This window comes from Nocardioides sp. L-11A, assembly GCA_029961745.1.
Taxonomy (GTDB): Bacteria; Actinomycetota; Actinomycetes; order Propionibacteriales; family Nocardioidaceae; genus Nocardioides.
In genome coordinates, this window is the sequence record CP124680.1 from 2,465,253 (window position 1) to 2,489,639 (window position 24,387).

General features: G+C 72.5%; 22 protein-coding genes. 6 read left to right on the top strand and 16 right to left on the bottom strand.

Annotation, left to right across the window (positions count from 1 at the left end; translation table 11 throughout):
* Positions 1 to 68 precede the first annotated feature (68 nt).
* Positions 69 to 1,559 carry an RNA polymerase sigma factor gene (locus tag QJ852_11755; GenBank protein ID WGX99093.1) on the top strand — a complete coding sequence of 497 codons (1,491 nt, stop codon included), beginning with the start codon at positions 69 to 71 and terminating at the stop codon, positions 1,557 to 1,559.
* Between the two features lie 70 nt (positions 1,560 to 1,629).
* Here QJ852_11755 and QJ852_11760 read toward each other — a convergent pair whose 3' ends face one another.
* The 5 genes from QJ852_11760 to QJ852_11780 form a co-directional block, all read right to left on the bottom strand.
* Entirely contained in the window at positions 1,630 to 2,433 is an 804-nt protein-coding gene (locus QJ852_11760) for an ABC transporter ATP-binding protein (protein ID WGX99094.1), read from the bottom strand.
* Complete coding sequence (locus tag QJ852_11765) at positions 2,430 to 3,506, bottom strand: iron chelate uptake ABC transporter family permease subunit (protein ID WGX99095.1); 1,077 nt, start codon at positions 3,504 to 3,506, stop codon at positions 2,430 to 2,432. The genes QJ852_11760 and QJ852_11765 overlap by 4 nt, the downstream gene beginning before the upstream one ends.
* Positions 3,503 to 4,549, bottom strand: a complete 1,047-nt coding sequence (locus tag QJ852_11770) for an iron ABC transporter permease (GenBank protein WGX99096.1) — start codon at positions 4,547 to 4,549, stop codon at positions 3,503 to 3,505. Before QJ852_11770 ends, QJ852_11765 begins: the two co-directional genes overlap by 4 nt.
* Before the next feature lie 7 nt (positions 4,550 to 4,556).
* Positions 4,557 to 5,576: an ABC transporter substrate-binding protein gene (locus QJ852_11775; protein WGX99097.1), complete on the bottom strand. Its 1,020-nt coding sequence runs from the start codon at positions 5,574 to 5,576 to the stop codon at positions 4,557 to 4,559.
* A 133-nt stretch (positions 5,577 to 5,709) separates the two neighbouring features.
* On the bottom strand, positions 5,710 to 5,931 hold the full coding sequence (locus QJ852_11780) for a hypothetical protein (protein ID WGX99098.1): 222 nt from the start codon (positions 5,929 to 5,931) through the stop codon (positions 5,710 to 5,712).
* A 412-nt stretch (positions 5,932 to 6,343) separates the two neighbouring features.
* Between QJ852_11780 and QJ852_11785 the strand changes: the two genes are divergently transcribed.
* The gene (locus QJ852_11785; GenBank protein WGX99099.1) at positions 6,344 to 8,341 is read left to right on the top strand and encodes a DNA topoisomerase IV subunit B; all 1,998 of its coding nucleotides are present in this window, start codon (positions 6,344 to 6,346) and stop codon (positions 8,339 to 8,341) included.
* Positions 8,342 to 8,381: 40 nt separating this feature from the next.
* On the opposite strand, the gene QJ852_11790 is transcribed toward QJ852_11785, so the two are convergent.
* From QJ852_11790 to QJ852_11820, 7 genes are read right to left on the bottom strand one after another with little or no spacing between them, the layout of a single operon-like run.
* Complete coding sequence (locus QJ852_11790; protein ID WGX99100.1) at positions 8,382 to 8,597, bottom strand: ferredoxin; 216 nt, start codon at positions 8,595 to 8,597, stop codon at positions 8,382 to 8,384.
* A complete protein-coding gene (locus QJ852_11795) occupies positions 8,594 to 9,853 on the bottom strand; it encodes an NADH-ubiquinone oxidoreductase-F iron-sulfur binding region domain-containing protein (GenBank protein ID WGX99101.1) in 1,260 nt (419 codons plus the stop codon). Before QJ852_11795 ends, QJ852_11790 begins: the two co-directional genes overlap by 4 nt.
* Complete coding sequence (locus QJ852_11800; GenBank protein WGX99102.1) at positions 9,850 to 10,440, bottom strand: ferric reductase; 591 nt, start codon at positions 10,438 to 10,440, stop codon at positions 9,850 to 9,852. The genes QJ852_11795 and QJ852_11800 overlap by 4 nt, the downstream gene beginning before the upstream one ends.
* Positions 10,437 to 11,357, bottom strand: coding sequence for an FAD:protein FMN transferase (locus QJ852_11805; protein ID WGX99103.1), 921 nt, complete (start codon positions 11,355 to 11,357; stop codon positions 10,437 to 10,439). Before QJ852_11805 ends, QJ852_11800 begins: the two co-directional genes overlap by 4 nt.
* Positions 11,354 to 11,629: a hypothetical protein gene (locus QJ852_11810; GenBank protein WGX99104.1), complete on the bottom strand. Its 276-nt coding sequence runs from the start codon at positions 11,627 to 11,629 to the stop codon at positions 11,354 to 11,356. Before QJ852_11810 ends, QJ852_11805 begins: the two co-directional genes overlap by 4 nt.
* A gap of 57 nt (positions 11,630 to 11,686) precedes the next feature.
* Positions 11,687 to 13,063 carry a HAMP domain-containing sensor histidine kinase gene (locus QJ852_11815; protein ID WGX99105.1) on the bottom strand — a complete coding sequence of 459 codons (1,377 nt, stop codon included), beginning with the start codon at positions 13,061 to 13,063 and terminating at the stop codon, positions 11,687 to 11,689.
* Entirely contained in the window at positions 13,060 to 13,749 is a 690-nt protein-coding gene (locus tag QJ852_11820; protein WGX99106.1) for a response regulator transcription factor, read from the bottom strand. Before QJ852_11820 ends, QJ852_11815 begins: the two co-directional genes overlap by 4 nt.
* A gap of 92 nt (positions 13,750 to 13,841) precedes the next feature.
* Between QJ852_11820 and QJ852_11825 the strand changes: the two genes are divergently transcribed.
* Positions 13,842 to 14,210: a hypothetical protein gene (locus QJ852_11825; GenBank protein WGX99107.1), complete on the top strand. Its 369-nt coding sequence runs from the start codon at positions 13,842 to 13,844 to the stop codon at positions 14,208 to 14,210.
* A gap of 20 nt (positions 14,211 to 14,230) precedes the next feature.
* Here QJ852_11825 and QJ852_11830 read toward each other — a convergent pair whose 3' ends face one another.
* Genes QJ852_11830 through QJ852_11845 form a run of 4 tightly spaced genes read right to left on the bottom strand, consistent with a single transcriptional unit; the run spans position 14,231 to position 19,681 of the window.
* Positions 14,231 to 14,725 carry a carbonic anhydrase gene (locus tag QJ852_11830; protein WGX99108.1) on the bottom strand — a complete coding sequence of 165 codons (495 nt, stop codon included), beginning with the start codon at positions 14,723 to 14,725 and terminating at the stop codon, positions 14,231 to 14,233.
* Between the two features lie 10 nt (positions 14,726 to 14,735).
* Complete coding sequence (locus QJ852_11835; protein WGX99109.1) at positions 14,736 to 16,469, bottom strand: MFS transporter; 1,734 nt, start codon at positions 16,467 to 16,469, stop codon at positions 14,736 to 14,738.
* Positions 16,470 to 16,479: 10 nt separating this feature from the next.
* A complete protein-coding gene (locus QJ852_11840) occupies positions 16,480 to 17,196 on the bottom strand; it encodes an LppX_LprAFG lipoprotein (GenBank protein WGX99110.1) in 717 nt (238 codons plus the stop codon).
* Between the two features lie 4 nt (positions 17,197 to 17,200).
* A complete protein-coding gene (locus tag QJ852_11845) occupies positions 17,201 to 19,681 on the bottom strand; it encodes a DNA topoisomerase IV subunit A (protein ID WGX99111.1) in 2,481 nt (826 codons plus the stop codon).
* Positions 19,682 to 19,752: 71 nt separating this feature from the next.
* Between QJ852_11845 and QJ852_11850 the strand changes: the two genes are divergently transcribed.
* The 3 genes from QJ852_11850 (at position 19,753) to QJ852_11860 (ending at position 24,387) form a co-directional block, all read left to right on the top strand.
* The gene (locus QJ852_11850) at positions 19,753 to 22,476 is read left to right on the top strand and encodes a GNAT family N-acetyltransferase (protein WGX99112.1); all 2,724 of its coding nucleotides are present in this window, start codon (positions 19,753 to 19,755) and stop codon (positions 22,474 to 22,476) included.
* Positions 22,477 to 22,517: 41 nt separating this feature from the next.
* Positions 22,518 to 23,087: a DUF5998 family protein gene (locus QJ852_11855; protein WGX99113.1), complete on the top strand. Its 570-nt coding sequence runs from the start codon at positions 22,518 to 22,520 to the stop codon at positions 23,085 to 23,087.
* Positions 23,088 to 23,253: 166 nt separating this feature from the next.
* A complete protein-coding gene (locus tag QJ852_11860) occupies positions 23,254 to 24,387 on the top strand; it encodes an alkaline phosphatase family protein (protein ID WGX99114.1) in 1,134 nt (377 codons plus the stop codon).

Here is a 24,387-nt window from a genome sequence, read left to right on the forward strand (position 1 = left end):
GCAGAATGACGGAAGCGGTCTTGACACCTCCGGTCTTTGCCGCGCCCTAGATCCATCAGCATCGAGAGGTGTTCGTGTCTTCGAGCCATCGTTCGGTCCCGCCCGCCCTGCTCAGCCACCCGTCGATCGCCGCGCTGATCGAGCGCGCCGCGCCGGTGGGTCGTGTCGCGGCGGAGGACCTCCGCCAGGCATTCGCCGCCGCTGAGGTCGCCCCGGCCCAGCTGAAGGCCCTGATGGCCCACCTGTCGGGCCTCGGCATCTCCGTCGAGCTCGGCTCGCCGGTCGAGCAGCGCGCCGTGGCCGCGGCCGCGCGCAAGCCGGCGTCGGCGACCGCGACGACCGCCAAGAAGGCGCCGGCTCCCAAGCCGCCCGCCGCTCCGAAGCCGCCGGCGGCCGCGAAGAAGGCCGCCCCGGCTCCCGCCCCCAAGGCGGCGGCGCCGAAGGCCGGCTCCGGCGAGGCGGAGGCGCCCGCGGTGGGTCCCGACGGCAAGAAGGTGCTGCCGGACATCTCCGACGAGCAGTTCGAGAAGGACGTCGCCGCCGACCCCACCATCAAGGAGGACGAGGAGGAGGCCAGCGCCACGTCCTCGTTCGTGGTGTCGGCTGCCGACGAGACCGACGAGCCTGCCCAGCAGGTGATGGTCGCCGGCGCGACCGCCGACCCGGTCAAGGACTACCTCAAGCAGATCGGCAAGGTGCCGCTCCTCAACGCCGAGATGGAGGTCGAGCTCGCCAAGCGGATCGAGGCCGGCCTGTTCTCGGACGAGAAGCTCGCCAAGGGCGGCAAGCTCTCGCCCAAGGTCAGCGAGGAGCTCGAGTGGATCGCGGAGGACGGACGCCGCGCCAAGAACCACCTGCTCGAGGCCAACCTGCGCCTCGTCGTCTCCCTCGCCAAGCGCTACACCGGTCGCGGGATGCTCTTCTTGGACCTCATCCAGGAGGGCAACCTCGGCCTGATCCGCGCGGTCGAGAAGTTCGACTACACCAAGGGCTACAAGTTCTCGACGTACGCCACCTGGTGGATCCGGCAGGCGATCACCCGCGCCATGGCCGACCAGGCCCGCACCATCCGGATCCCGGTGCACATGGTCGAGGTCATCAACAAGCTCGCCCGCGTCCAGCGCCAGATGCTGCAGGACCTCGGTCGCGAGCCCACCCCGGAGGAGCTCGCCAAGGAGCTCGACATGACTCCGGAGAAGGTCGTCGAGGTCCAGAAGTACGGCCGCGAGCCGATCTCGCTGCACACCCCGCTCGGTGAGGACGGCGACTCCGAGTTCGGCGACCTGATCGAGGACTCCGAGGCGATCGTCCCGGCCGACGCGGTCAGCTTCACGCTCCTGCAGGAGCAGCTGCACGCCGTCCTCGACACGCTCTCCGAGCGCGAGGCCGGTGTGGTGAGCATGCGGTTCGGCCTCACCGACGGCCAGCCGAAGACCCTCGACGAGATCGGCAAGGTCTACGGCGTGACCCGCGAGCGGATCCGCCAGATCGAGTCCAAGACGATGTCGAAGCTGCGGCACCCGTCGCGCTCCCAGGTGCTGCGCGACTACCTCGACTGAATCCGTCCGGCGCGAGCGTGTCGCAGGTCGCGCGTGAATCCGTCCGGCGCGAGCGTGTCGCAGGTCGCGCTCAGTCGCCGGCCGGCACGATCATCGGGGTGCCGGCCACCGGGTCCGGGACGACCACGCAGGGTAGGCCGAAGGCCCTCTCGACCACGTCCGCGGTGACGACCTCGGCCGGCGGTCCCTCCGCGAGGATCCGGCCGCCCGCCATCACGACGAGGTGGTCGCTGTAGCGGCAGGCGAGGTTGAGGTCGTGCAGCACGGTGACGATGGTGCGCCCGGTGGCCCGGTTCAGGCTGCGCAGCAGCCGCAGCAGGTCGACCTGATGACTGATGTCGAGGTAGGTCGTCGGCTCGTCGAGCAGCAGCAGGTCGGTCTCCTGCGCCAGCGCCATCGCGATCCAGACCCGCTGCCGCTGACCGCCGGAGAGCGCGTGCAGCGGCCGGTCGACGAGCTCGACCACGTCGGCGGCGGTGAGGGCCTCGGTGACCGCAGCCTCGTCGCGGGCGCTCCAGTGGCGGAACCACCCCTGGTGCGGATGCCGCCCGCGCGAGACCAGGTCGGCGACGGTGATCCCGTCGGGTGCCACCGGGGTCTGCGGGAGCAGGCCGAGGATCCGGGCGACCTCGCGGGAGCCGCGGTCCAGGATCGGCGTGCCGTCGAGCAGCACCTCGCCGGAGGAGGGGCGCAGCAGTCGGGCGAGGCCGCGCAGCAGGGTCGACTTGCCGCACGCGTTGGCGCCGACGATGGCGGTGACCCGGCCGTCCAGCACGTCGAGGTCCAGGCCGTCGACGACCACCCGGTCGTCGTACCCCAGGGACAGGCCGCGGGCAGCCAGGCGGGGCGACGCGGGGGACTCGGTCAGGGTCATCCGCCCATTCCTCTCCGGTTGGTGGTGGCGATGAGCCACAGCAGGTACGGCGCGCCGACGGCGCCGGTGACGACACCCGTCGGGACCTCGACGGGCAGCAGGTACTGGGCCACGTAGTCGGCGACCAGACACAGGATGGCGCCGACCGCGCCGGCGGCGACGATCCCGCCGCGGGCACTGCCGAGCAGCCGGTCGGCGACCGGGCCGGCGACGAGGGCGACGAACGTGATCGGGCCCGCGACCGCCGTGGCGAGGGCGGTGAGCAGGACCCCGGCCCCGATGAGGACGAGCCGGGTGGGCTCGATCCGCACCCCGAGCCCGCGCGCGGTGTCGTCGCCCAGCTCGATGGCGCGCAGCATCCGCTGGAGCAGCGGAAGCAGCGGCACCAGGACGAGGAGCGCGACCAACAGGACGTCGTTCTCGGCGTCCCCGGCCTGCCCGATCGACCCGGTCAGCCAGTGCAGCGCCGCCCGGGCCTCGGTGAGCGAGGTGCGGGTGAGCAGATAGCCGGTGACCCCCGTGCAGAAGGCCGCGGTGCCGATGCCGATGAGGACGAACCGGTAGCCGGTGATGCCGTCGCGCCAGGCCAGCACGTACATCGCCGCCGCCGTCACCAGCGCACCGGCGAAGGCGAGCACGGGCAGGCTCGCGCCGGCGAAGGCGGGGACGGCGATGCCGGCCACCGCCGCGACGCTCGCGCCCGCCGAGATGCCGACGAAGTCGGGCGAGGCCAGCGGGTTGCGCAGCAGCTGCTGGAAGATCGTCCCCGCCGCGCCGAGCGCCAGGCCGACGCACAGCGCCGCCTTGACCTGCGGGCCGGTCAGCTCGCGGACGATGAAGTCGACGGCGCCGTTGTCGCCGGTCCCGAGGAGGGAGGCGACGACCTGGTCGAGGCTGAGCCGGACCGAGCCGAAGCACAGCGTGAGGAGGGCCAGCAGCGCCGCCACAGCGAGCAGCGCCGCGGGGACCAGGCGCGCCCGGAGCCGGCGCCCGCGGCGGGTACGGCGCAGCGCGGTCGCGGCGGACTGCGTGGGCTCCGACGTCGACTCCATCGCGAGAACGGGGGCGCTCACAGCTCCGCCAGCCGGGCGTAGCGGACGAGGAGCACGAAGAACGGCGCCCCGAGGATGCCGAGGACCACGCCGACCTGGAGCTCGCCGGTGCCGCCGAGCACCCGGCCGAGGATGTCGGCGCCGAGCAGCAGCAGCGCGCCGAGCACCAGGGCGTAGGGGAGCAGCCAGCGGTAGTCGGGGCCGCACAGGAAGCGCGCGACGTGCGGCACGACCAGGCCGACGAAGACGATCGGGCCGCAGGCGGCGGTCGCGGCGCCGCAGAGCAGGCCGACGACCAGGAAGCTCAGCACCCGGGTGCGGGTCAGCGACACGCCGAGGCCGCGGGCCGCGTCGTCGCCGAGGGCCAGCGCGTTGAGCCAGCGGCCGCACAGCAGCGCCAGCACCAGCCCGACGAGCAGGAACGGAGCCACACCGGTGACGATCGGGGCGTAGCGACCGGCCAGCGAGCCGACCTGCCAGAAGCGGTACTGCTGTTGGGCGGCGAGGTCGGTGAGCAGCAGACCGGTGGTCACGGCGGTCAGTCCGGCCGTGATCGCGGCACCGGCCAGGGCCATCTTGACCGGTGTCGCGCCATCGCGGCCCAGGGAGCCGACGGCGTACACGAGCACGGTGGCGGCGAGGGCGCCGACGAACGCCGCGGCGACGTGGAACGCGAGGCCGCTGACGCCCAGCAGGGTGATCGACCCGACGACGGCGAAGGCGGCGCCCGCGTTGACGCCCATGATCCCCGGGTCCGCGAGGGCGTTGCGGGTCAGCCCCTGGAGCAGGGTGCCGGCGAGTCCCAGCGCGGCGCCGACGAGCAGGCCCAGGATGGTGCGGGGCACCCGCAGCCGCACGGTGACGGTGTCGTCGACCGACGAGGACTGGGTGAAGTGCCCGAACGCGTCGAGGACATCGCGCAGCGCGATGTCGCGCGAGCCCTGGGTGACGCTGAGGAACGCCAGCACCGGGACGAGCGCGATGAGCGCCGCCAGGCCGGCGGCGAGCCCGGAGGCCCGCCGCCGGCGGGGTGCCGCGGTGGCGGTGGTGGTTGCTGCGGACACCCGGCGATCAGTCGCCGATGGTGTCGTCGACGGCGGCGAGGTCGGCGGTCAGCTTCGTCAACGCGTCGGCGTAGTCGGCGTAGGTGTGCAGCCAGAAGGCGGGCCACTCGATGAGCTGGCCGGCCTCGGCGGCGCGGATCGAGGTCCAGGTCGGCTGGGCCGCGACGGTCTTCTTGGCCTCCTCGAAACTGCGGCTGTCGATGAGGAGCACGTCGGGCTGGTACTTGTCGGCGTTCTCCCAGCTCAGGTTCTCCCAGTACGGGAAGTCCGGGTCGGGCGCGTCCGGCGCGACGACCTGGAGGCCCCACTCGGTGAAGTCGAGCAGCTCGGGAGCGAACTCCGGATTGGCGGCGTAGAGCAGGTCGGCCGTCGGCGAGACGGCCAGGGCGGTCAGGTCCTTGTCGGCCATGGCTGCAGCGAAGGCGTCGCGGGCCTCCTCGAAGGCGGCCTTGTCCTCGGCGCCCGGGGAGTTCTCGACGTCCGCGCCGAGGCTCTCGGCGAGGTCCTCGTAGCCCTCGGCCAGGTTGAGGATGGACCCGCCCTGCGACGGCCCGACGACCGGCGCCAGCTCGGCGAGCTTCTTGCTCTTCGCCTTCACGCTGTTCTCGAGACCGGAGTGCGCCTTCTCGGCGGGCCACCAGTCGGCCACGATGAGATCGGCGTCGAGGGTCGAGGCCTTGGCGACGTCGATCGAGCCCCACTCCTCGCCGAGGATCTCGATGCCGGTCAGGTCGACGCCGTCGAGGTTCGGGTCGGTGCTGACGGGCTCGTCGCCGTAGATGCCGACCGGGCGGATGCCGTAGGAGATGAGCGCTGCCGCGGCGGGCGCGTGCGCGATGATCCGGGTCGGCACCTCGTCGAGCTCGACGACCTCGCCCGAGCCGTCGGTGAAGCTCCACGGGCCCTCGGGCGTCGCGGACGCGCCGGACGCAGGCTCGGCCCCGTCGTCGTCCGCGACGTCGGAGGAGCAGGCGGACAGGGCCAGGGCCAGGCTGGCGGCCACGGCGACGGCAAGGCGGGTTCTCATGAGGTAAGGCTAACCTGCACGGCGCGGTCGGCGTGAGGGGATCCCAAAAAGCCGCCAGGCCCCGAGGAGCTCGGGGCCTGGCGCGGTGGTCGGGGGTGGCCGGTGCTCGGTCGACTGACCGGCCGGCGACCGGTCAGTCGACGGCGGGCGCCGGCTTGTCGGTGAGCTTGTGGGTCTCGTCGTGGAACCGCACGGCGATGTCCTTCAGCGCGTCTCCGTGCTCGCGGGCGTGGTGGGCGCAGAAGAGGAGCTCCCCACCCGACGCGAGCTCTACTCGGAGGTAGGCCTGGGCACCACAACGGTCGCAGCGGTCCTCCGCGGTCAGCGCGGCGCTGGGAGCAACAGCAGTTGTCATCTCGGCCCTCTCAATCGTTGCGATGACATCCTCATCGGGTGTCGTCCGGATCAACGTAGCGGCCGGGGCAAAAGATTCCCGCCCGCGTGTGGTCCATTCCACTTGTTCTTCCCGACCATCCAAGCACCCGTCCGAGGATCGTTCGGCTATTTTCCACTGCTCGAAACCAGCTTGTGACCATCGGGTCGGGCGGATCGGGTGATCCGTCCGGGGCCGGTCCCGGTCCTGTCGCCATTCGACATCGCGCGGCACCCGTGTCCCTGCACCGACGCCCGGCGTGTCGCGGGTAGATTCAGGTCCTTGGAAGCACCCGTGATCCACCCGTGAGGAGCCGGCCATCGCCGACAACACCTACAACGCAGCCCACCTCCTGGTCCTCGAGGGCCTCGAAGCCGTGCGGAAGCGTCCCGGGATGTACATCGGCTCCACCGACACCCGGGGGCTGATGCACTGCCTGTGGGAGATCATCGACAACGGCGTCGACGAGGCCCTCGGCGGCAACGCGCACCGGGTCGAGGTCATCCTGCACGCCGACGACTCCGTCGAGGTGTACGACGACGGGCGCGGCATCCCGACCGACAAGGAGCCCAAGACCGGGCTGCCCGGCGTCGAGGTCGTGGCGACCAAGCTGCACGCCGGCGGCAAGTTCGGCGGTGGCTCGTACGTCGCCACGGGCGGCCTGCACGGCGTCGGCCTGTCGGTCGTCAACGCGCTGTCCAGCCGGATGGACATCGACGTCGACCGCTCCCCGGCGAGCCAGGGGATCAGCTTCCAGCGCGGCGTCCCCGGCGTCTTCGACGGCGACGGCCCGAAGGCAGCCTTCACCCCGCAGTCCGGCCTCAGCCGCAAGGGTGGCCGGGTGGCGAAGGGCAGGTCGGGCACCCGGATCCGGTTCTGGCCGGACCGCCAGATCTTCACCAAGGACGCCGAGTTCGTCCTCGACGGGCTGATCGGGCGCGCCCGGCAGACGTCCTTCATCGTCCCCGGCCTCGAGCTGGTCATCAGCGACCGGCGCGCCGCCGACCAGACCGAGTGGACCGAGGAGAAGTTCCGCCACGACGGCGGCATCGGCGAGTTCTGCGACTACCTCGCCACCGGCGAGCCGGTCACCGAGGTGCTCCGCCTGCAGGGCAGCGACGTCTTCACCGAGACCGTCCCGCTGCTCGACGACCAGGGCCACATGACCCCGCAGGACGTCGAGCGCGAGCTGAGCGTCGACGTCGCGGTCCGCTGGGGCACCGGCTACGACACCGAGTTGCGCTCGTTCGTCAACGTGATCGCCACGCCCAAGGGCGGCACCCACGTCTCCGGCTTCGAGGGTGCCCTCACCAAGACCTTCAACGACGCCATGCGCGCCTCGAAGGCGCTCAAGGTCAACGACGACGACGTGATCAAGGACGACGTCCTCGAGGGGATGACGGCCGTCGTCACGGTGCGCCTCGCCGAGCCCCAGTTCGAGGGCCAGACCAAGGAGATCCTCGGCACGCCGGCCGCCCGGACCGTCGTCCGCAAGGTCGTGGCCAAGGAGCTCAAGGAGTTCCTCACCTCGACCAAGCGGGCCGAGAAGGCGCAGGCCAAGCTCCTCATGGAGAAGGTCGTCGCCGCCTCCAAGACCCGGATCGCGGCGCGCCAGCACAAGGAGACCCAGCGCCGCAAGAGCGCTCTGGAGTCCTCGACCCTGCCGGCCAAGCTGGCCGACTGTCGCTCGGGCGACAACGAGCGCACCGAGCTGTTCATCGTCGAGGGCGACTCTGCGCTCGGCACCGCCAAGCTCGCCCGCAACGCCGAGTTCCAGGCGTTGCTGCCGATCCGCGGCAAGATCCTCAACGTGCAGAAGGCGTCGGTGGGCGACATGCTCAAGAACGCCGAGTGCGCCTCGATCATCCAGGTCGTCGGCGCCGGCTCCGGGCGCACCTTCGAGCTCGACGCCCGGCGCTACGGCCGGATCATCTTCATGGCCGACGCCGACTCCGACGGCGCGCACATCCGGACGCTGCTCGCGACGCTCTTCTTCAAGTACATGCCCGATCTGGTCAAGGCCGGCCGGGTCTACTCGGCCGTCCCGCCGCTGCACCGGATCGAGATCTCGAACCCCAGGAAGGGCCAGGACAAGTACGTCTACACGTACTCCGACGACGAGTTGCAGCGCAAGCTCGCCGAGCTCAAGAAGAAGAACGTCCGCTGGAAGGACCCGGTCCAGCGCTACAAGGGCCTCGGTGAGATGGACGCCGACCAGCTGGCCGAGACCACGATGGACCCGCGCCGTCGTACCCTGCGACGGCTGACCGTCGACGAGCTCGAGGTGGCCTCCGAGGTGTTCGAGCTGCTGATGGGCAGCGACGTGGCGCCGCGCAAGGAGTTCATCATCCAGGGCGCCTACGAGGTCGACATGGAGACGCTCGACGCCTAGAGTGCGTCGATTCCACGGGATCGTGCGAGCCCTCGGCCCATCAGCTGGGGGCGGCCGGCTGCTCGAGCCGCAGCGCGAGCTGCGGGCAGACGGCGACGGCGCGCCGGGCGTGAGGGATGAGTGGGCCGGGGATGGTCCGCTCGCCGAGGACCGGGTATCCGTGCTCGTCCAGGGTGATGCGCTCGGGCAGCAGCCGGGCGCACAGGCCGTGGCCGTCGCAGCGGGTCCAGTCGATCTCGAGGACGGCGGCGTTCATCTCCCACCTCCGGTAGTGGCTCGGGTGGGCAGGACCTCGAGCCAGGGGCGGCCGCAGCTGCCGTGGGCCCGGTGGGCGCGCACCTCGTCGACCAGCACGGTGAGCGCGGAGGCCACGAAGGCCGAGGCGCCGTCGGGGTGGGCACAGGCGCCACGACCGCGGAGCAGCCCGGTCCGGGCCCGGACCTCGTCCTCGACGGGCGCGCCGCCGAGGAGCTGGTGCAGGGTGCGGGCGAGCGTGGGGAGCCCGAAGTAGCAAGGACCGCATTGGCCGGCGCTCTCGCCGGCGAGCCAACCCGCGACCGCGGTGACCTCGCCGAGGGCACAGGTGGTGGTGGGCAGCCGGGCCAGGATGCCGGCGTTCAGCGGAACTCCGGCGGCGCGCAGCGTGGGCCGGCTCAGTACCAGGTCGCGCGGACCGTCGATCCAGGTGCCGTGATAGCCGCCCACCAGCACCGGGCCCCCCGCCGCACCGACGAGGACAGCGAGTGGCAGGCCCGTCGGCACCTCCACGACGGCCCCGCCGTCCAGTCCCGCGTGGGGGACGTCGCCGATGAGAGTCAGCAGCGTCGTCCCGGGCTCGTCAGAGGCGCCGACAGAGGCGAACTCGTCGACGCCGAGGCCGGCGAGCAGCCCGATCTGGGCGAAGGTCTCGACGTTCGAGGCGAACGTCGGCCTCCCGTGCACGCCGTGCACGGTGGGCAGCACGCGCCTGCCCGGTGGGAGAGCCGGGGCGCCGGAGAGGGCGCGGGTGACGGCGCGGACCTCGCCGGCGACGTACCCGTGGTCGTGCGGGACGACCCGCACGGTCCGTGCGTCCTCACGTTCGCGTACAGCGGCTACGAGCGAGATGTACGCGGCAGGGTCGGCCACCACGATGTGCACCCGGTCGGTGTCCAGGGCCCTGGCGACGGTGAGGGCGCCGTCGAGGACCAGGTGGGGTGCGCGGCGCATCAGGGTGCGGTCCTTGTGCCCGGCGGGCTCGCCCTCGGAGCCGTTGACCACCACCGAGGTGCGGGGGCCCGATCGGGTGGCGCGCAGCTTGGTGGCGACCGGGAAGCCCGCTCCGCCGCGCCCCAGCAGACGGACCGCCTCGAGGGCGGCGGTCAGCCGGTTCCGGTCGTAGGGGTGGGCAGGGTCGTGGGCCGCGCGGTGGGCCGCGAGGTCGGCGCGGCCGGCGGTGGTGCCGGCCAGCAGCCGAGCAGTGCCCCACGACAAAGCGGGCAACGGGCCGGGTGCGACGGGGGTGGTGATCATCGGGTTCCTCCTGAGACAGGGACGGCCGCGCGGTGGCGCGCCCGGGCGAGGGGCCGGCGCCGGTCGCGGACCAGTCGGTTGAGGCGGACGGCGGCGGCGCCGGCGACCAGGACGCCGCAGGCCGCGTAGAGAGCAAGCGCCCAGGTGAGTCCGGTGTCGGTGCCGGCCAGGATGCCGTGCAGCATCGCCAGCCCCCAGGCGCCGTACGCCGTGACGTGGATGCCGCGCCAGGTGCGGACCGCGGCCGTGCTGGTGGCCAGCCGACCCCGTAGCGCGCCGCTGAGAGAGACCACGGCGAAGCCGTAGACCGCGAGGGTGCCGAGTCCGAGCGCCACGCCGCGGTAGTGGGCCGTGAACGGCACGAGTGCCCCGCCGACGCCGACGTCGACGTAGCGGTCGGTGACGAGGAGCACCGCGTGCAGGCCGAGCATGGCGAGGGTGAGCACGGCTGCGGAGCGGTGGACGAGGTGCGTCATGATGCGCCGTCCGTCCCAGGACGACGTGCCGAGCGCGCCGAGCGCGACCGTGGTCGAGGCAGTCAGCAGCGCGACGAAGCCTGCGGCGCGGGCGAGATACCACAGTGTCATGCCGCCGTCCCTTCGTCGGACCGGTCGACGGGCCAGGTCGCGGTGGTGGTGACCGAGCCGTGCGCGTCGACGAGACGGGCGGCGTGTGCCCGGAGCCGGTCCGGCGCGGTCGCACCCCAGACGAGGGCGGCGGTGCTCAGCGCGTTCGCGGCGACGCAACTGGGGGCCAGGACGGACGCCGTCCGTACCTGACCTGTGGTCGGAGCGCCCGTGCCGGGGTCGATCACATGATGCCGCTCGCCGTAGGGCCCCCGCCAGCGACGTGCCTGGGTCGACGAGGTGGCCAGTCCGCCCTCGCGCACGATCACGATCTGGCCGGGGCCGCCGTCGTCCTCGCTGACGAGCACCCGCCAGTCCACCTGCCCACGGGCGGCGATGTCGCCGCCCAGCGCCACGAGCGCGGCCATGCCGGTGGCGTGCTGGAGGCGAGCGGCGGCCTCGTCGGCGGTCCACGCCTTCGCGGTCGCGCCGAGGTCGAGGGCGAGCCCCGCCGGCAGCCCGAGCCGACGCAGTGACCGGTCGACCCGGACCGTCCGCCAGTCGGCCCGGCGCGACACGGTCGCGGGCGTGCGGTGGGAGATCGGGCGGGTGCGGAGGACGTCGATGTCGGCGTCGTACCCGGCGGCGAGGAGATGCCTGCCGACGGTCGGGTCGCATGCACCCCCGGTGTCGCGAGCCGTGGCCAGCGCCAGCTCGACGAGCTCGAGGGTCAGCGGGCGGACCGGGATCAGCCGTCCGGCCGCGGCGTTGACCCGGGAGAGATCGCTGGTGGGGGTGAACCGATCGACGGAGCGGGCGACGTCGTTCATCAGGCCGCGCACGAGACGCTCCTCGTCGGGCGCCGACGCGCGGGACCGCCCGTCGGCGAGGACGACACGGACCGAGCAGGACCAGTCCCGCCATTGCAGGGTGGTCATGATGCGTGGCTCCCGGCGACAGGTCCGCCTCTGCCGCCGGTGTCGCTGCTCCAGCTGCCGGCCGTGGTGCCGGGCGCGGTGTCGGAGCGGGTGCCGGTGGCTGAGTCTGAGGTGCTGCTGGTGCTCGCCCCGTGCTGGCTGGTCGATGTGGCATGCGCCGCGGCGACGGTGAGGAGTCCGGTGGCGGCCGCGGCCGCGATCAGCACGCCCGCGCTGGCGGCCCGGGCCCGGGTGAGCAGGTTGCGACGCTGGTTGGAGAGGCGCTCGGTCATGCGTCGAGCGTGGCGCGCACGACGTCAGACAGCCGCCAAGGCAATCTCAAATCGAGGTCAAATGCCCCTGTGCGATTGCTGTGCCGGTCCGGGGGCCGCGGGTCCCAGCCTCAGCCGCACAACGGTCCAGCCGGCCTCGCGTGCCACGACCAGCTCGCCGCCGGAGGCGCGAGCGCAGCGTCGGGCGATGTCGAGCCCCAGGCCGGTCGAGCCGCGGTCGCTGCGTCCGCGACGGACGGCGTCCGCGGCGAACCCGGGGCCGCGGTCGGCGATCTCGATGACCACCAGGTGCGGCGCGTCCGCATCGACGCGTGCCCGGATGGCGACGGCAGTGCGGTCCGGGGTGTGGGCGATCGCGTTCTCGATCAGCGCGTCGATGGCGGCGCGCAGGTCCTCCGCGGCACAGCGGACCTCGGGAAGCTCGTCGGCGACGGCGACCTCGACCGGGCGTCCCTGGTCTTCGATGAGCGGCTGCCAGTAGGCCGCGGATGCGGTGAGGACCGGTCCTGGTCGGCAGCCGGCACGGGCGCCCTCGCGCGCCGTGCGACGGGCTTCGTGGATGACCGCGGTGAGAGTCCGCTCGAGGTTGTCGACGTGGCTCTCCAGGTCCGTGCGCTGCCCGTCCGGGAGGAGCTCCACGTCGAGGCGCAGCGCGGTCAGCGGTGTGCGGAGCCGATGAGACAGGTCGGCGGCGGTCTCTCGCTCGGCGGCGAGCAGTTCGTCGATCCGGCCGGCCAGGCCGTTGAGCGCGTGCGCGACGCGCCGCACCTCGGGTGGGCCGGTCTCGGGGACGCGGGCGACGATGTCGCCGGCGGCGATCGTGTCGGCCAGGTCCGCGGTCCGGTCGAGGTCGCGCACCAGGCGCCGAGAGACGAGCTCGGCCGCGCTGCCGACGAGCAGGACCAGAAGGGTGGCCGCGCCGGCCAGCGGCCACAGGTGGGCGGCCGCGGCGGACCGTACGTCAGCGTCACTGACGTAGGCCAGGACCGTTGTCGGAGCACCCTGGGTGCGGACCTGGACACGGATCAGGCGGCCGCCGGCGACCGTGACGACATCGGCTCCGCTCTGTTGCAGGAACGGGCCGTCGCGATCGCCGTCGGCGTCGGGGTCGGGGTCGTCCGGCGTGCCGGACACGGCGGCGGTCGTGGCGCCGGGGAGGTCGGCACCGTACGTCGTGCCGTCGGGGGCGACGACGGCCACCGGGGTGTCGTCCTCACGTTCGTTGACCCGGGCGACGTAGGCCGCGACCTCGCTGCGGTCTGAGCCGGAGGCCGAGACGTAGTCGGCCACGCCGCGCGCCGTCGCCGTCGCGGACTGCTCGAGGTCGTCGGACGCCGAGCGCGCCTCGAGGAGCAGCAGCGGTACGGCGAACAGCAGGAGCACGGCCAATGCGGCGCCGAGCGCCAGCGAGAGGATCCGCAGCCGGAGAGTCACGACGCGTCCGGCGCCACGAGCTTGACCCCGACGCCGCGGACGCTGTGGAGGTACCGCGGCGCGGCCGCGGACTCCCCGAGCTTGCGGCGCAACCAGGACAGGTGGACGTCGACGGTTCGGTCCGCGCCGCCCCATGGTTGCTGCCACACCTCGGAGAGCAGCTGACGCTTCGACACGACCTCCCCGGCCCGACTCGCCAGGGCGAGCAGCAGGTCGAACTCCTTGCGGTTGAGGTCGAGGGAGCGCCCGTCGAGGGTGCTGGTCCGGGCGAGCGGGTCGATGACCAGGCCTCCGATCTCGATCCGCCGACTCTCGGGGGTGCTGGGGGCGACCCGCCGGAGCACGGCGCCGATCCGGGCCATCGCCTGGGCCGCGGAGAACGGCTTGACCAGGTAGTCGTCCGCACCGGCGTTGAGCAGCCGGACGATCTCGCGGTCGTCATCGCGGGCGGTGGCGACCACGACCGGGAGGTCGCCCTGGGCCCGGATCAGGGCCAGGACGTCGGCGCCGTCGAGATCGGGCAGCCCCAGGTCGAGCATCACCGCGTCGGGGCGGTCGGTGGACACCGCCTTGATCGCCTCGACCGCGGTGCCGACCGCTGTCACTGCTGCGCCGTGCTCGGACAGCCCGCGGGCGAGAGCCCGGCGGATCGCCTCGTCGTCTTCCACCAGCAGGACATGCACCACGACGTCGAGCGTAGGACGCCCACGCCAGCGGCGGCGGTGGATCCGTCGGACGGTGCGGGTCTGTGGGTGTCGACCTGTGTCAGCATGACGACATGAGCGCCGACCGGACCGCCCTCGTCAAGCTGCTCAAGGCGCGGGGCGCGAAGGCTCGGCGGGGGCATCTGCGGATCCCGGCCGGTGAGCTGTTCTGGTATGTCGACGTGCTGGCTGACGGACACGGGCCGACTCCGCCGCTGCGGCTCGAGGTCGGCTGCTGGACCGCCGCGCTGCCGCCCGAGCCGGACGGCGGTGCCGTCGACTGCCCGCTGCTGATGGACGTGCCGCTCGGCGCAGACCCGGTCGGCACCACGACCGCCCTCCTCGACCGGGTCACCGCCATCGGCGACCTGGGCGCGCTCGGCGCCCGTCTGGGCGACCTGCCCGGCGCGCTCGTGGACCAGCGCCTGCGCGACCTGCTCTGACCGCGCCCGGGTGAAGCCGGTCAGACGACCTGGTCGAGCAGCCCGGTGTCGACGTCGTAGATGAACCCGCCGACTTTGACCGAGTCGGGGACGAGCGGGTGCGAGGTGACCTTGCGGACGTCCTCGGCCAGCGCTGCCCTCTGGTCGGCGATCACGTGGAAGGCGTGCCAGGTGACGTCGTGACCGACCGCGGCGCCGATCTTGTCGTGGATCTCGGCCTCCGTGCTCGACGCCATCGCGCAGCGGGTGTGCGGGATCACCAGGACCCGGTCGACGTTGAGCAGGTGGGCGCCGAGGACGAGGGCCTCGAGGGCGGCCTCGGTGATCCGGCCACCGGGGTTGCGGAAGATCTTGGCGTCGCCGTAGTCGAGCCCGAGCATCCGCAGCGGGTCGATGCGGGAGTCCATGCAGGTCACGATCGCGACGCCGGCATGGGCCTTGCCGTCGAAGCCGGCATGGTCGAACGTCTCGGCGAAGTCGCGGTTGGCCTTCAGCAGATCGTCGAAATCACCCATGTCCAGCAGGTTATCCCCCCGCGCGCAGCGCCTCCGCGGTGTCCACGTTCTGGGTGCGCACGCGGGAGAGCACGATCACGGCGAGCACGGCCGCGGCGAGGGCCGCGACGGCGGCGCCCCGGAAGACCGCCTGCTCCTGGACGATGCCGAGCTCGGTGATGCCGAGGCCGGGGTCGGACTCCTGCGCGGCGTAGAGCCGGCGCAGCCCGATCGTGGTCAGGGCGGAGATCCCGACCAGCATCCCCACCATGCGCGCGACGACGACCAGCGCACTGGCCAGGCCGTGGGTGTCGTCGTCGGTCACGGCCAGGATGGCGGCGTTGACCGGGGCCAGAGCCAGCCCGAAGCCGAGGCCCCCGAGGACCAGGGGGATGTTGGCGGCGAACCCGTGGAGGCTGTCGGCGTCCCACTGGCCCATCGCGAGGAAGGCGCCGCCCGCGGCGGCCATGCCGACCGCGGTCAGGACGCCGGCGTCGACCCGGCGCAGCAGCCAGCCCCCGACGACCGCGCCCACGGGCAGTGCGGCCAGGAACCGCAGCAGGACCAGCGCGGCGCCCAGCTGGGAGTCCTGCTCGGTGGTGGTGCGCGCGAAGAGCGGGATGTCGACCAGGGCGGCGATCAGCGCCCAGCCGACCAGGAAGCTGACCGCGAGGGCGCCCCACGCCGGCATCGGGCGCAGCGTGCCCCGCGGCACGATCGGCGCCGGGGCCCGGCGCAGGTGCAGGACGAGGAGGACGACGGCCACGGCCGACCCGGTGAGGAACCACGGCCCCTGCGGGGAGAAGACGGCGACCTCGGGGTCGGCCGTCGCGAAGGCGAGCACGATGCCGCCGAGGACGACGGCCAGCAGACCGGCCCCGAGCAGGTCGGCCGCACGCAGGTGGTCGAGCCAGCCGCGGAGGTCGACGAGGGCACGCGGCCGCAGCCAGCACCACCCGACGAGTACGACGAACGCGGCGATCGTCGTGACCCCGACCGGCGTCACCCAGCGGCTGCCGCCGTCGACGTACGGGATGAACAGGCGGCCCCAGCTCAGGTCGCGCTGCAGGGAGCCGGGCCGGACGAAGGTGAGGAGGCCGGCGCCGAGGGTGACGGCGAGCAGGAGCAGGCCGACCAGGTCGGGAACGCGGCGGCGAGCGCCTCGAGACGCCGGCTGCGCTCCTTCGTCGCTCCGGTGTCCACTCGACGAGCTCACGAGTCCGACCGCGGCGACGAGCAGCGCGCCGACGGCGAGGTTGATCGCGAAGATACCGCGCCAGGAGGTGAAGGAGAGGACGAAGGCGCCGAACAGCGGGCCCAGCACGCTGCCGAACTCCTGGACCGCGGAGACGATGCCGAGCGGCAGGCCGCGCCGGTCGACGGGGTAGAGCGCCGCCACCAGCGACATCGTGGCGGGGACCAGCCCGCCGCCGCCCACGCCCTGCAGGAAGCGGCCCGCGACCATGCTGGGCAGGTCGTAGGAGACCGCGGTGACCAGTGAGCCCGCGGCGAACACGACCAGCGACATCGCCAGCACCGGCACCTGTCCGCGCAGGTCGGCGATCCGGCCGATCAGCGGCAGCATCGCGACGTAGCCGAGCAGGAAGCCGGACACGATCGGCGCCGCGCGCTGCAGCTCCTCGACCGGGATCCCGGCACCGGCCATCATGTCCGGCAGTGCCAGGACGACGACGTAGGTGTCGACGGCCGCGAACGCGACGGCGACGGCGCAGAAGGTCAGCAGCAGCCGGTTCGCCCCGCTCATCGGTGCCGCCTCACTTCGGGGCCGTGATGTCCTTCTCGACGTCGTACGCCGTGATGTCGATCGTGTAGGTGACCGACTCGGAGTCGGGGAAGAAGACGCCGGTCAGCCGGGCGGTGCGCAGGTAGCCGTCGTCGTCGACGCGATAGGTGGCCTCGAAGTCGTCGCCCTCGGCACAGGGCAGGATCGCGCGGATCGAGTCGCCCGTGGCGGTGCCGGAGTAGGTGTGGAAGACCTCCTTGTTGTCCTCGCCGCCGCGCTCGGACTCGCCAGCCTCGACGTCGGTGCTGCTGGTCAGCACCGAGGAGACGCCGACCGAGGGGTCGAGGAGCTTCGCCGGGTCGGGGGCGCAGAGGTCCTCGGGCTGGAAGCGGTCGCTCCAGCCGCCGAGCGCGATGTGCTCGATCCACAGCGTGCCGTCGACCGAGATGACGGGGACGCCGCTGACGGAGAAGCCGGCCACCTTGCCGCTGACCTCGCCCTCGAAGGCGGCCGGGTCGGCGATGATCGTGCCGCTCGCGGACTTGAGGTAGTCGACGCCGGGGTCGTCGCCCGTCGAGAGGGTCACCTCGACGCCGCTGGTGTCGTCGAGCAGCTCCTTGGCCTTCGCGCCGGCGTCGGACCACGACGTGGCGTCGGGGGAGTCCTCGCCCCCCGAGCAGGCGGTCAGGCCGCCGACGGCGACGAGTGCGGAGAGCAGGCCGGCGGCCGCGCGGGTCGAGGTCGTCATGCGCTCACCCTGACACACCCAGGGTGACCTGGAGCGGTCCGGCAGCCGCCGCGAGCGCCTGGCTGCCCGGGACGCCGGAGCCGTCGCGCCGGCCGTTGGCCTCCGGCAGGTCGACCGGCGCACCGCTGGTCGCCGCGGCGCGCGCGGGCGCCGGCCCGGCCCAGGCGAACACCAGGGCGTCCTCGCCCTTGAGGAAGCGGTGGCAGCGCACACCGCCGGTGGCCCGGCCCTTGGCGGGGTACTCCCAGAAGTCGGTCACCTTGACCGAGCCCGGCTCGGTGCCGGGCAGCGCGGTCGAGGAGCCGGACGCGGTCACCAGGACGACGCCGCCGGGCGAGTTGAGGTCGAGCACGCCGAACCAGACCACTCGCTCGCCGTCGGTCACCCGGACGCCGGCCATGCCGCCGCCCGAACGGCCCTGGGGGCGCACCGTGTCGGCGGTGTAGTGGAGCAGCTGGGCGTCGGAGGTGACGAAGCACAGCTCCTCCTGCCCGGTGCGCAGCTCGACGGCGCCGACCACCTCGTCGCCGTCCTTGAGGCTGATGACGTCCCACTCGTCCTTGCTGAGCACCTCGGGGTTCACCCGCTTCACGACGCCCTGCCTGGTGCCGAGCGCGAGGCCCGGGCCCTCGGTGGTCAGCGTGGTCAGGGCCAGCGCCCGCTCGCCGGCGGCGAGCTCGAGCACCTCGGTCAGCGGGAGGCCGCCCTGCAGGTTCGGCTCGTTCGCCGACGGCGGGATGGCCGGCAGGTCGAGCACGCCCAGCCGGAGCAGTCGTCCGGCCGAGGTGATCACGCCGATGTCGGAGCGGGCCGAGGTCCGGACCGCCGAGATCACGACATCGTGGTTGGCGCGGCCGCCCCCGGTGCCGATCTCGTCGGCGTTGCTGGTGCGGGCCAGCAGGCCGGTCGACGAGAGCAGCGCGAAGCAGGGGTCGTCGGCGACCTCGAGGGGCGTGGCCGCGGCTGCCACGGCGGTGCTGCCGGCCGACTCGAGCAGGACGGTGCGGCGCGGGGTGCCGAACGTCTTGGCGACCTCGGCCAGCTCGGAGGAGACGAGCTTCTTGAGCAGCGTCTCGTCGTTGATGATCGCGTCGAGCTCCTCGATCTCGCGGCGCAGCTGCTCCTGCTCCTTCTCCAGCTCGAGGCGGCTGAACCTGGTCAGCCGGCGCAGCTGCATCTCGAGGATGTACTCGGCCTGGATCTGCGAGAGCTCGAAGACCGTCATCAACCGGTCCTTGGCGGCGGCGGAGTCGTCGCTGGTGCGGATGACCTGGATGACCTCGTCGATGTCGAGCAGCGCGATGAGCAGGCCGTCGACGAGGTGGAGCCGGTCGGCCTTCTTGCCGCGGCGGAACCGCGAGCGGCGGTGGACGACGTCGTAGCGGTGCTGGAGGAAGACCTCCAGCATCTCCTTGAGGCCCATCGTCCGCGGCTGGCCGTCGACGAGGGCGACGTTGTTGATGCCGAAGGAGTCCTCGAGCGGGGTGAGCTTGTAGAGCTGCTCCAGCAGCGCCTCGGGGACGAAGCCGTTCTTGACCTCGATGACCAGCCGCAGGCCGTTCTCGCGGTCGGTGAGGTCCTTGATGTCGGAGATGCCTTGCAGCTTCTTGGACTGGACCAGGACCTTGATCCGCTCGACGATCTTCTCGGTGCCGATGTTGTAGGGCAGCTCGGTGACGACGATGCCCTTGCGCCGGCCGATCGTCTCGATCCGGGCGGTCGCGCGCATCTTGAAGATGCCGCGGCCGGTCTCGTAGGCGTCGCGGATGCCGTCGAGGCCCACGATCTTGCCGCCGGTGGGCAGGTCGGGGCCTGGGATGAACCGCATCAGCCCGTCGAGGTCGGTCTTGGGGTGCTGGATCAGGTGGCGCAGCGCCTGGACCACCTCGACCAGGTTGTGCGGCGCCATATTGGTCGCCATGCCGACCGCGATGCCGGTGGTGCCGTTGACGATCAGGTTGGGGATCGCCGAGGGGAGCACGGTCGGCTCGTACTCGCGGCTGTCGTAGTTGGGCTTGAAGTCGACGGTGTCCTCGTCGATCGACTCGGTCATCGCGACCGCCGGCGGCGCCATCCGGGCCTCGGTGTAGCGCATCGCGGCGGGCGGATCCTCGCCGCCGGGCGAGCCGAAGTTGCCGTGGCCGTCGACCATCGGCAGCCGCAGCGCCCACGGCTGCGCGGTGCGCACCAGGGCGTCGTAGATCGCACCGTCGCCGTGCGGGTGCAGGCGACCCATGACCTCGCCGACGATGCGGGCGCACTTGGAGTGACCGCGATCGGGCCGCAGGCCCATGTCGTTCATCGTGTAGAGGATGCGGCGCTGCACGGGCTTGAGCCCGTCGCGCGCATCGGGGAGCGCCCGGGAGTAGATGACGGAGTAGGCGTACTCCAGGAAGGACGACTGCATCTCGTCGCGGATGTCGGTGTCGAGGATGTGCTCCTCGAAGTCCTCCGGAAGGGGCTCCTGCTTCGTACGCCGTGCCATGGGCCTCATTCTTCCGGGTGCCCCCGACGAGCCGGCCGGGGGCTCGCGGGCGACCCGATAGATTTCTCCCTGTGAGCCCCGTCGACCCGACCCCCACCGACGAGATCGAGGCGCCCCCGGCGCACTGGGAGGGCGACGTCCTGCTCCGGGACGGCCGCACGGCGCACATCCGCCCGATCCGCGCCGAGGACGACGCGCTCCTCGTCGAGTTCTACGCACGGGTCTCCGACGAGTCGAAGTACTACCGGTTCTTCTCCCCGATGCCGGTCCTCTCCGAGCGCGACGTGCGCCGGTTCACCCATGTCGACCACCGCGACCGGGTGGCCCTGGTCCTCATCCTCCAGGAGCGGATGATCGCGGTGGGCCGCTACGACGTCGTGGGCGACAACGAGGCCGAGGTCGCCTTCCTCGTGGAGGACGAGCACCAGGGGCGCGGCATCGCGCAGCTCCTGCTCGAGCACCTCGCCCAGGCCGGCCGCGAGCGCGGCGTCGAGCGGTTCACCGCGGAGGTGCTGCCCGACAACTCCCGGATGATCCAGACTTTCCGCGACGCGGGCTACCGGGTCGTGAGCGGCTACCACGACGGGGTCATCACCCTGGAGTTCCCGATCGACCCGACCGACACCGCCATCGGCGTCATGCGCGACCGCGAGCACGCCGCGGAGGCCGCCTCGATCCACCGCTTCTTCCACCCGCGCTCGGTCGCGATCATCGGTGCCAGCCGCCGGCAGGACACGATCGGGCAGGTGCTGGTGCGCAACCTGGTCAACGGCGACTTCACCGGCCGGGTCTACGTCGTCAACCCCAGCGCTCCCGCCGTGTCGGGCATCCCGGCCTACAAGAACGTCAACGAGATCCCCGACGACGTCGACGTCGCGATCGTCGCCGTCCCCGCCGACGCGGTCACCGACGTGGTCCTCGACTGCGCCAACAAGGGCGTGCACGGCCTGATCGTCATCTCCTCAGGCTTCGCCGAGACCGGCGAGGAGGGCCGCAAGCGTCAGCGCCACCTGGCCGGTCTGTGCCGGTCCTACGGCCTGCGCCTGATCGGCCCCAACTGCCTGGGCGTGCTCAACACGGACCCGGTCGTGCAGGTCAACGCCTCGCTGTCGTCGGTGATGCCGGCTCGAGGTCGTGCGGGCTTCTTCTGCCAGTCCGGCGCCCTCGGCTCGGCGATCCTGGAGAAGGTCAAGAACCGCGGCCTCGGCATCTCGACCTTCGTCAGCGCGGGCAACCGCGCCGACGTGTCCGGCAACGACCTGCTGCAGTACTGGGAGGAGGACGACGCCACCGAGGTCGTCATGATGTATCTCGAGTCGATCGGAAACCCGCGCAAGTTCTCGCGGATCGCGCGCCGGGTCTCGGCCCGCAAGCCGATCGTGGCGGTCCGTTCCGGACGCACGACGCAGGGCGTGCCGATGGGCCACACCGTCCGCCGGATCGGCGCGCCGCAGGCCGCGGTCGACGCCATGTTCCGCCAGGCGGGCGTGATCCAGGTCGACACCCTCGACGACATGTTCGACGTCGCCCAGCTGCTGGCCCACCAGCCGCTGCCCCGGGGGCGGCGGGTGGCCATCGTCGGCAACTCCGACGCGCTCGGCCTGCTCGCCGCCGACGCCGCGTCCGCCGTCGGCCTGGTCGTCAACCGCTCGGTCGCGCTCGGCGCCGACGCCACGGCCGAGGACTTCGAGGACGCCCTGGACGACGCGATCGACGATCCCGACGTCGACTCGGTGATCGCCGTCTACATCCCGCCGCTCGACGTTTCCGGCGAGGAGGTCGCCAACGTGCTCGCGGCGGTGGGCGAGCAGTCCGACAAGCCGCTCGTCTCCTCCTTCCTCGGTGCGGAGGGCATCCCCGAGCTGCTGCGGGTCCCCGACGTCGCGGGCTCCTCGGCGGGACGCGGCTCGGTGCCGTCGTACCCCGCGGTGGAGGCGGCGGTGCGGGCCTTGGCCCGGGTCGTCGAGTACGCCGTGTGGCTGCACGCGCCCGACGGACCGGCCGCCGACGCCGGCGAGGTCGACGCCCGCAGCGCCAAGCGGCTCGTGGACCGGATCCTCGCGGACCCCGAGGTGGTGGCCTCCGGTCGCGAGGTCGAGCTCGACCAGGACCAGGTGGCGGTGCTGCTGCGCGCCTACGGCATCGAGCTGTGGCCCTCCGAGGAGGTCGCCGACCTGCCCGCGGCGGTCGCCGCGGGGGAGCGGCTCGGCTGGGACGTGGTGCTCAAGTCGACGCTCGCGTCGGTGCGGGAGCGGCCCGACCAGATCCACGTGTGGCGCAACATCCCCGACGCGCAGGACATGGAGGAGGCCTGGCACTACCTGGCCGGGCTGATCGACCCTGCCGTCGGCAGGTTCGTCGTGCAGCGCAACGCGCCGACCGGCGTACCCATCGCGGTGCGGTCCTTCGAGGACCCGCTGTTCGGGCCGGTCGTGTCCTTCGGGGTCTCCGGGCCGGTCATCGACCTCGTGGGGGACTGGTCCTACCGGATCCCGCCGCTGGGCGCCCACGAGGTGGCCGCGATGGTGCGCGAGGTGAAGGCGTCGCCGCTGCTGTTCGGCTACCGCGGCGCCGACCCGGTCGACGTCGCGGCGGTCGAGGACCTGATCACCCGGGTCGCGGTCCTGCAGAACGACCTGCCGCAGGTGAGCTCGGTCGAGCTGTCCCTGGTGCTCGCCGGCGTCGACTCGGCGTCCGTGCTGACCGCCTCGGCACGGGTCGCGGCCGTGAAGGACCCGCGCCCCGACTCGCTGGTCCGCCGGATGCCGGACCTGGTCACCACGATCCCGGAGTAGGTGCCGCAGGGGCGGCATGTCCGTCGTGCGAGGATGCGCGCATGACTGACCGGGACCGGATCGCCGACCTGCGCTCCGCGATCAACCGCACCGGCTACTACCCGGAGGTCGTCACCGACGCGGTCGTCGACGCGGTCGCGGGCGAGCCGGTGGTGTCGTACTACGTCCACCACGAGCCGACGTTCGAGCGCGACGAGGTGCGCCGCCACCAGACCGTCATCGTGCTGACCCCTTCCCGGCTGATCCTGGCCCACACCGACGAGCACGCGGGCGACGACCTGCTGCCCGAGCCGTACACCTCGACCTCGACCGAGGCGGTCACCCTGCGCTCCGTGGCCTCCGTCGTCGTCACCCGGATGACGACCGACCCCACCGCGGGCCCGCGGCCTCCCGCCGAGGCGGTCCTGACCATCGGGTGGGGCGCGGTCAACCGGGTCGACCTGGAGCCGGCCGGGTGCAATGACCCGCAGTGCGAGGCCGACCACGGCTACACGGGCACGATGTCCTCCGACGACTTCTCGCTGCGGGTCTCCGCCGCCGCCGACGGCAAGGACGCCGTCGGCGGCCTCCTCTCCTTCGCCGCGTCGCTCTCGGCGCTGACGAGGGGCTGACCTAGGCCATGTCTCCCAAGTCCCCGCCTGCTACGCGACGTTTCCGACTCGATCTGGCTGCGTTGGTGTCGCTCGAAGGGCGATCCGGCACGACATCGCTCCACCGCCTTGCCAGATCGGCCGGAAACGCCGCTCGCGACGGCGCTGACTTGGGAGACACGCCCTAGTGGCGGGCGCGGATTTCTGCGCGCCGGCGTACGGCGACCGATCGCTCGGGGACATCGTCCCCGCGGCCGCGCACGCCCTCGGCAGCCCCCTCGGCCCGGCCCCGACCGGGCTGGTGCTGCCCGACGCGTCGTCGTACGTCGTCTTCCTCATCGACGGGCTCGGCGCTCGGCTGCTCGAGCGGTACGCCCACGCGGCGCCGTACCTCTCAGCTCTGCTGGAGACCTCGCCGCCGGCGACCGCCAGCGTCCCGTCGACCACCTCGACGTCGCTCACCACACTGGGCACCGGTCTCACCCCGGGCGCGCACGGCCTGGTCGGCTTCACCACCCGGATCCCGGGCACCGGCGACCTGCTCAACGCCCTGCTGTGGGACGGCGACGTCGACCCCACCGAGTGGCAGCCGCACCCGACCGCGTTCGCGTCGCTGCAGGCGGCCGGCGTGCGGGTCACGGTCGTCAACAAGAGGGAGTTCAACGGGAGCGGCCTCACCGTCGCCGCCCACCGCGGTGCCGAGTACGTCGGCGTCGACCGGGTCGGCGAGCGGATCGCCGCCGTGGTGGCCGCCTCCACCCCCGCGCCGCGGCAGCCCGCCCTGACCTACGTCTACGACGGCGACCTGGACTGGACCGGCCATCGCTGGGGCGTGGCCTCCAGCCAGTGGCTCCAGCAGCTCGCCATGATCGACCACGAGGCCGAGCAACTGCGCGAGGCACTGCCGGCCGACCGGCGGCTGGTGGTGATCGCGGACCACGGGATGGTCGACGTGCCGGCAGCGGCCCGCATCGACGTGTCCGCCGACGACGACCTGCGCTCAGGCGTCGCCCTGGTCGGCGGTGAGGCGCGGTTCCGCCACCTCTACTGCACCGGCGGTGCGGTGCCCGACGTCGTCGCCACCTGGCGCGAGCGGCTGGGGGAGCGGGCCGAGGTGCTGACCCGGGCCGAGGCGATCGGCCAGGGCTGGTTCGGCCCGGTCGACCCGTCGGTCCTGCCGCGGATCGGGGACGTCGTGGTGGCCTGCCGGGGCGAGTTCGCGGTGCTCTCGACCGAGGGCTTCCCCTATGAGACCAAGCTGATCGGCATGCACGGCTCGCTGACGCCCGAGGAGATGCTGATCCCGGTGCTCGTCGACTGA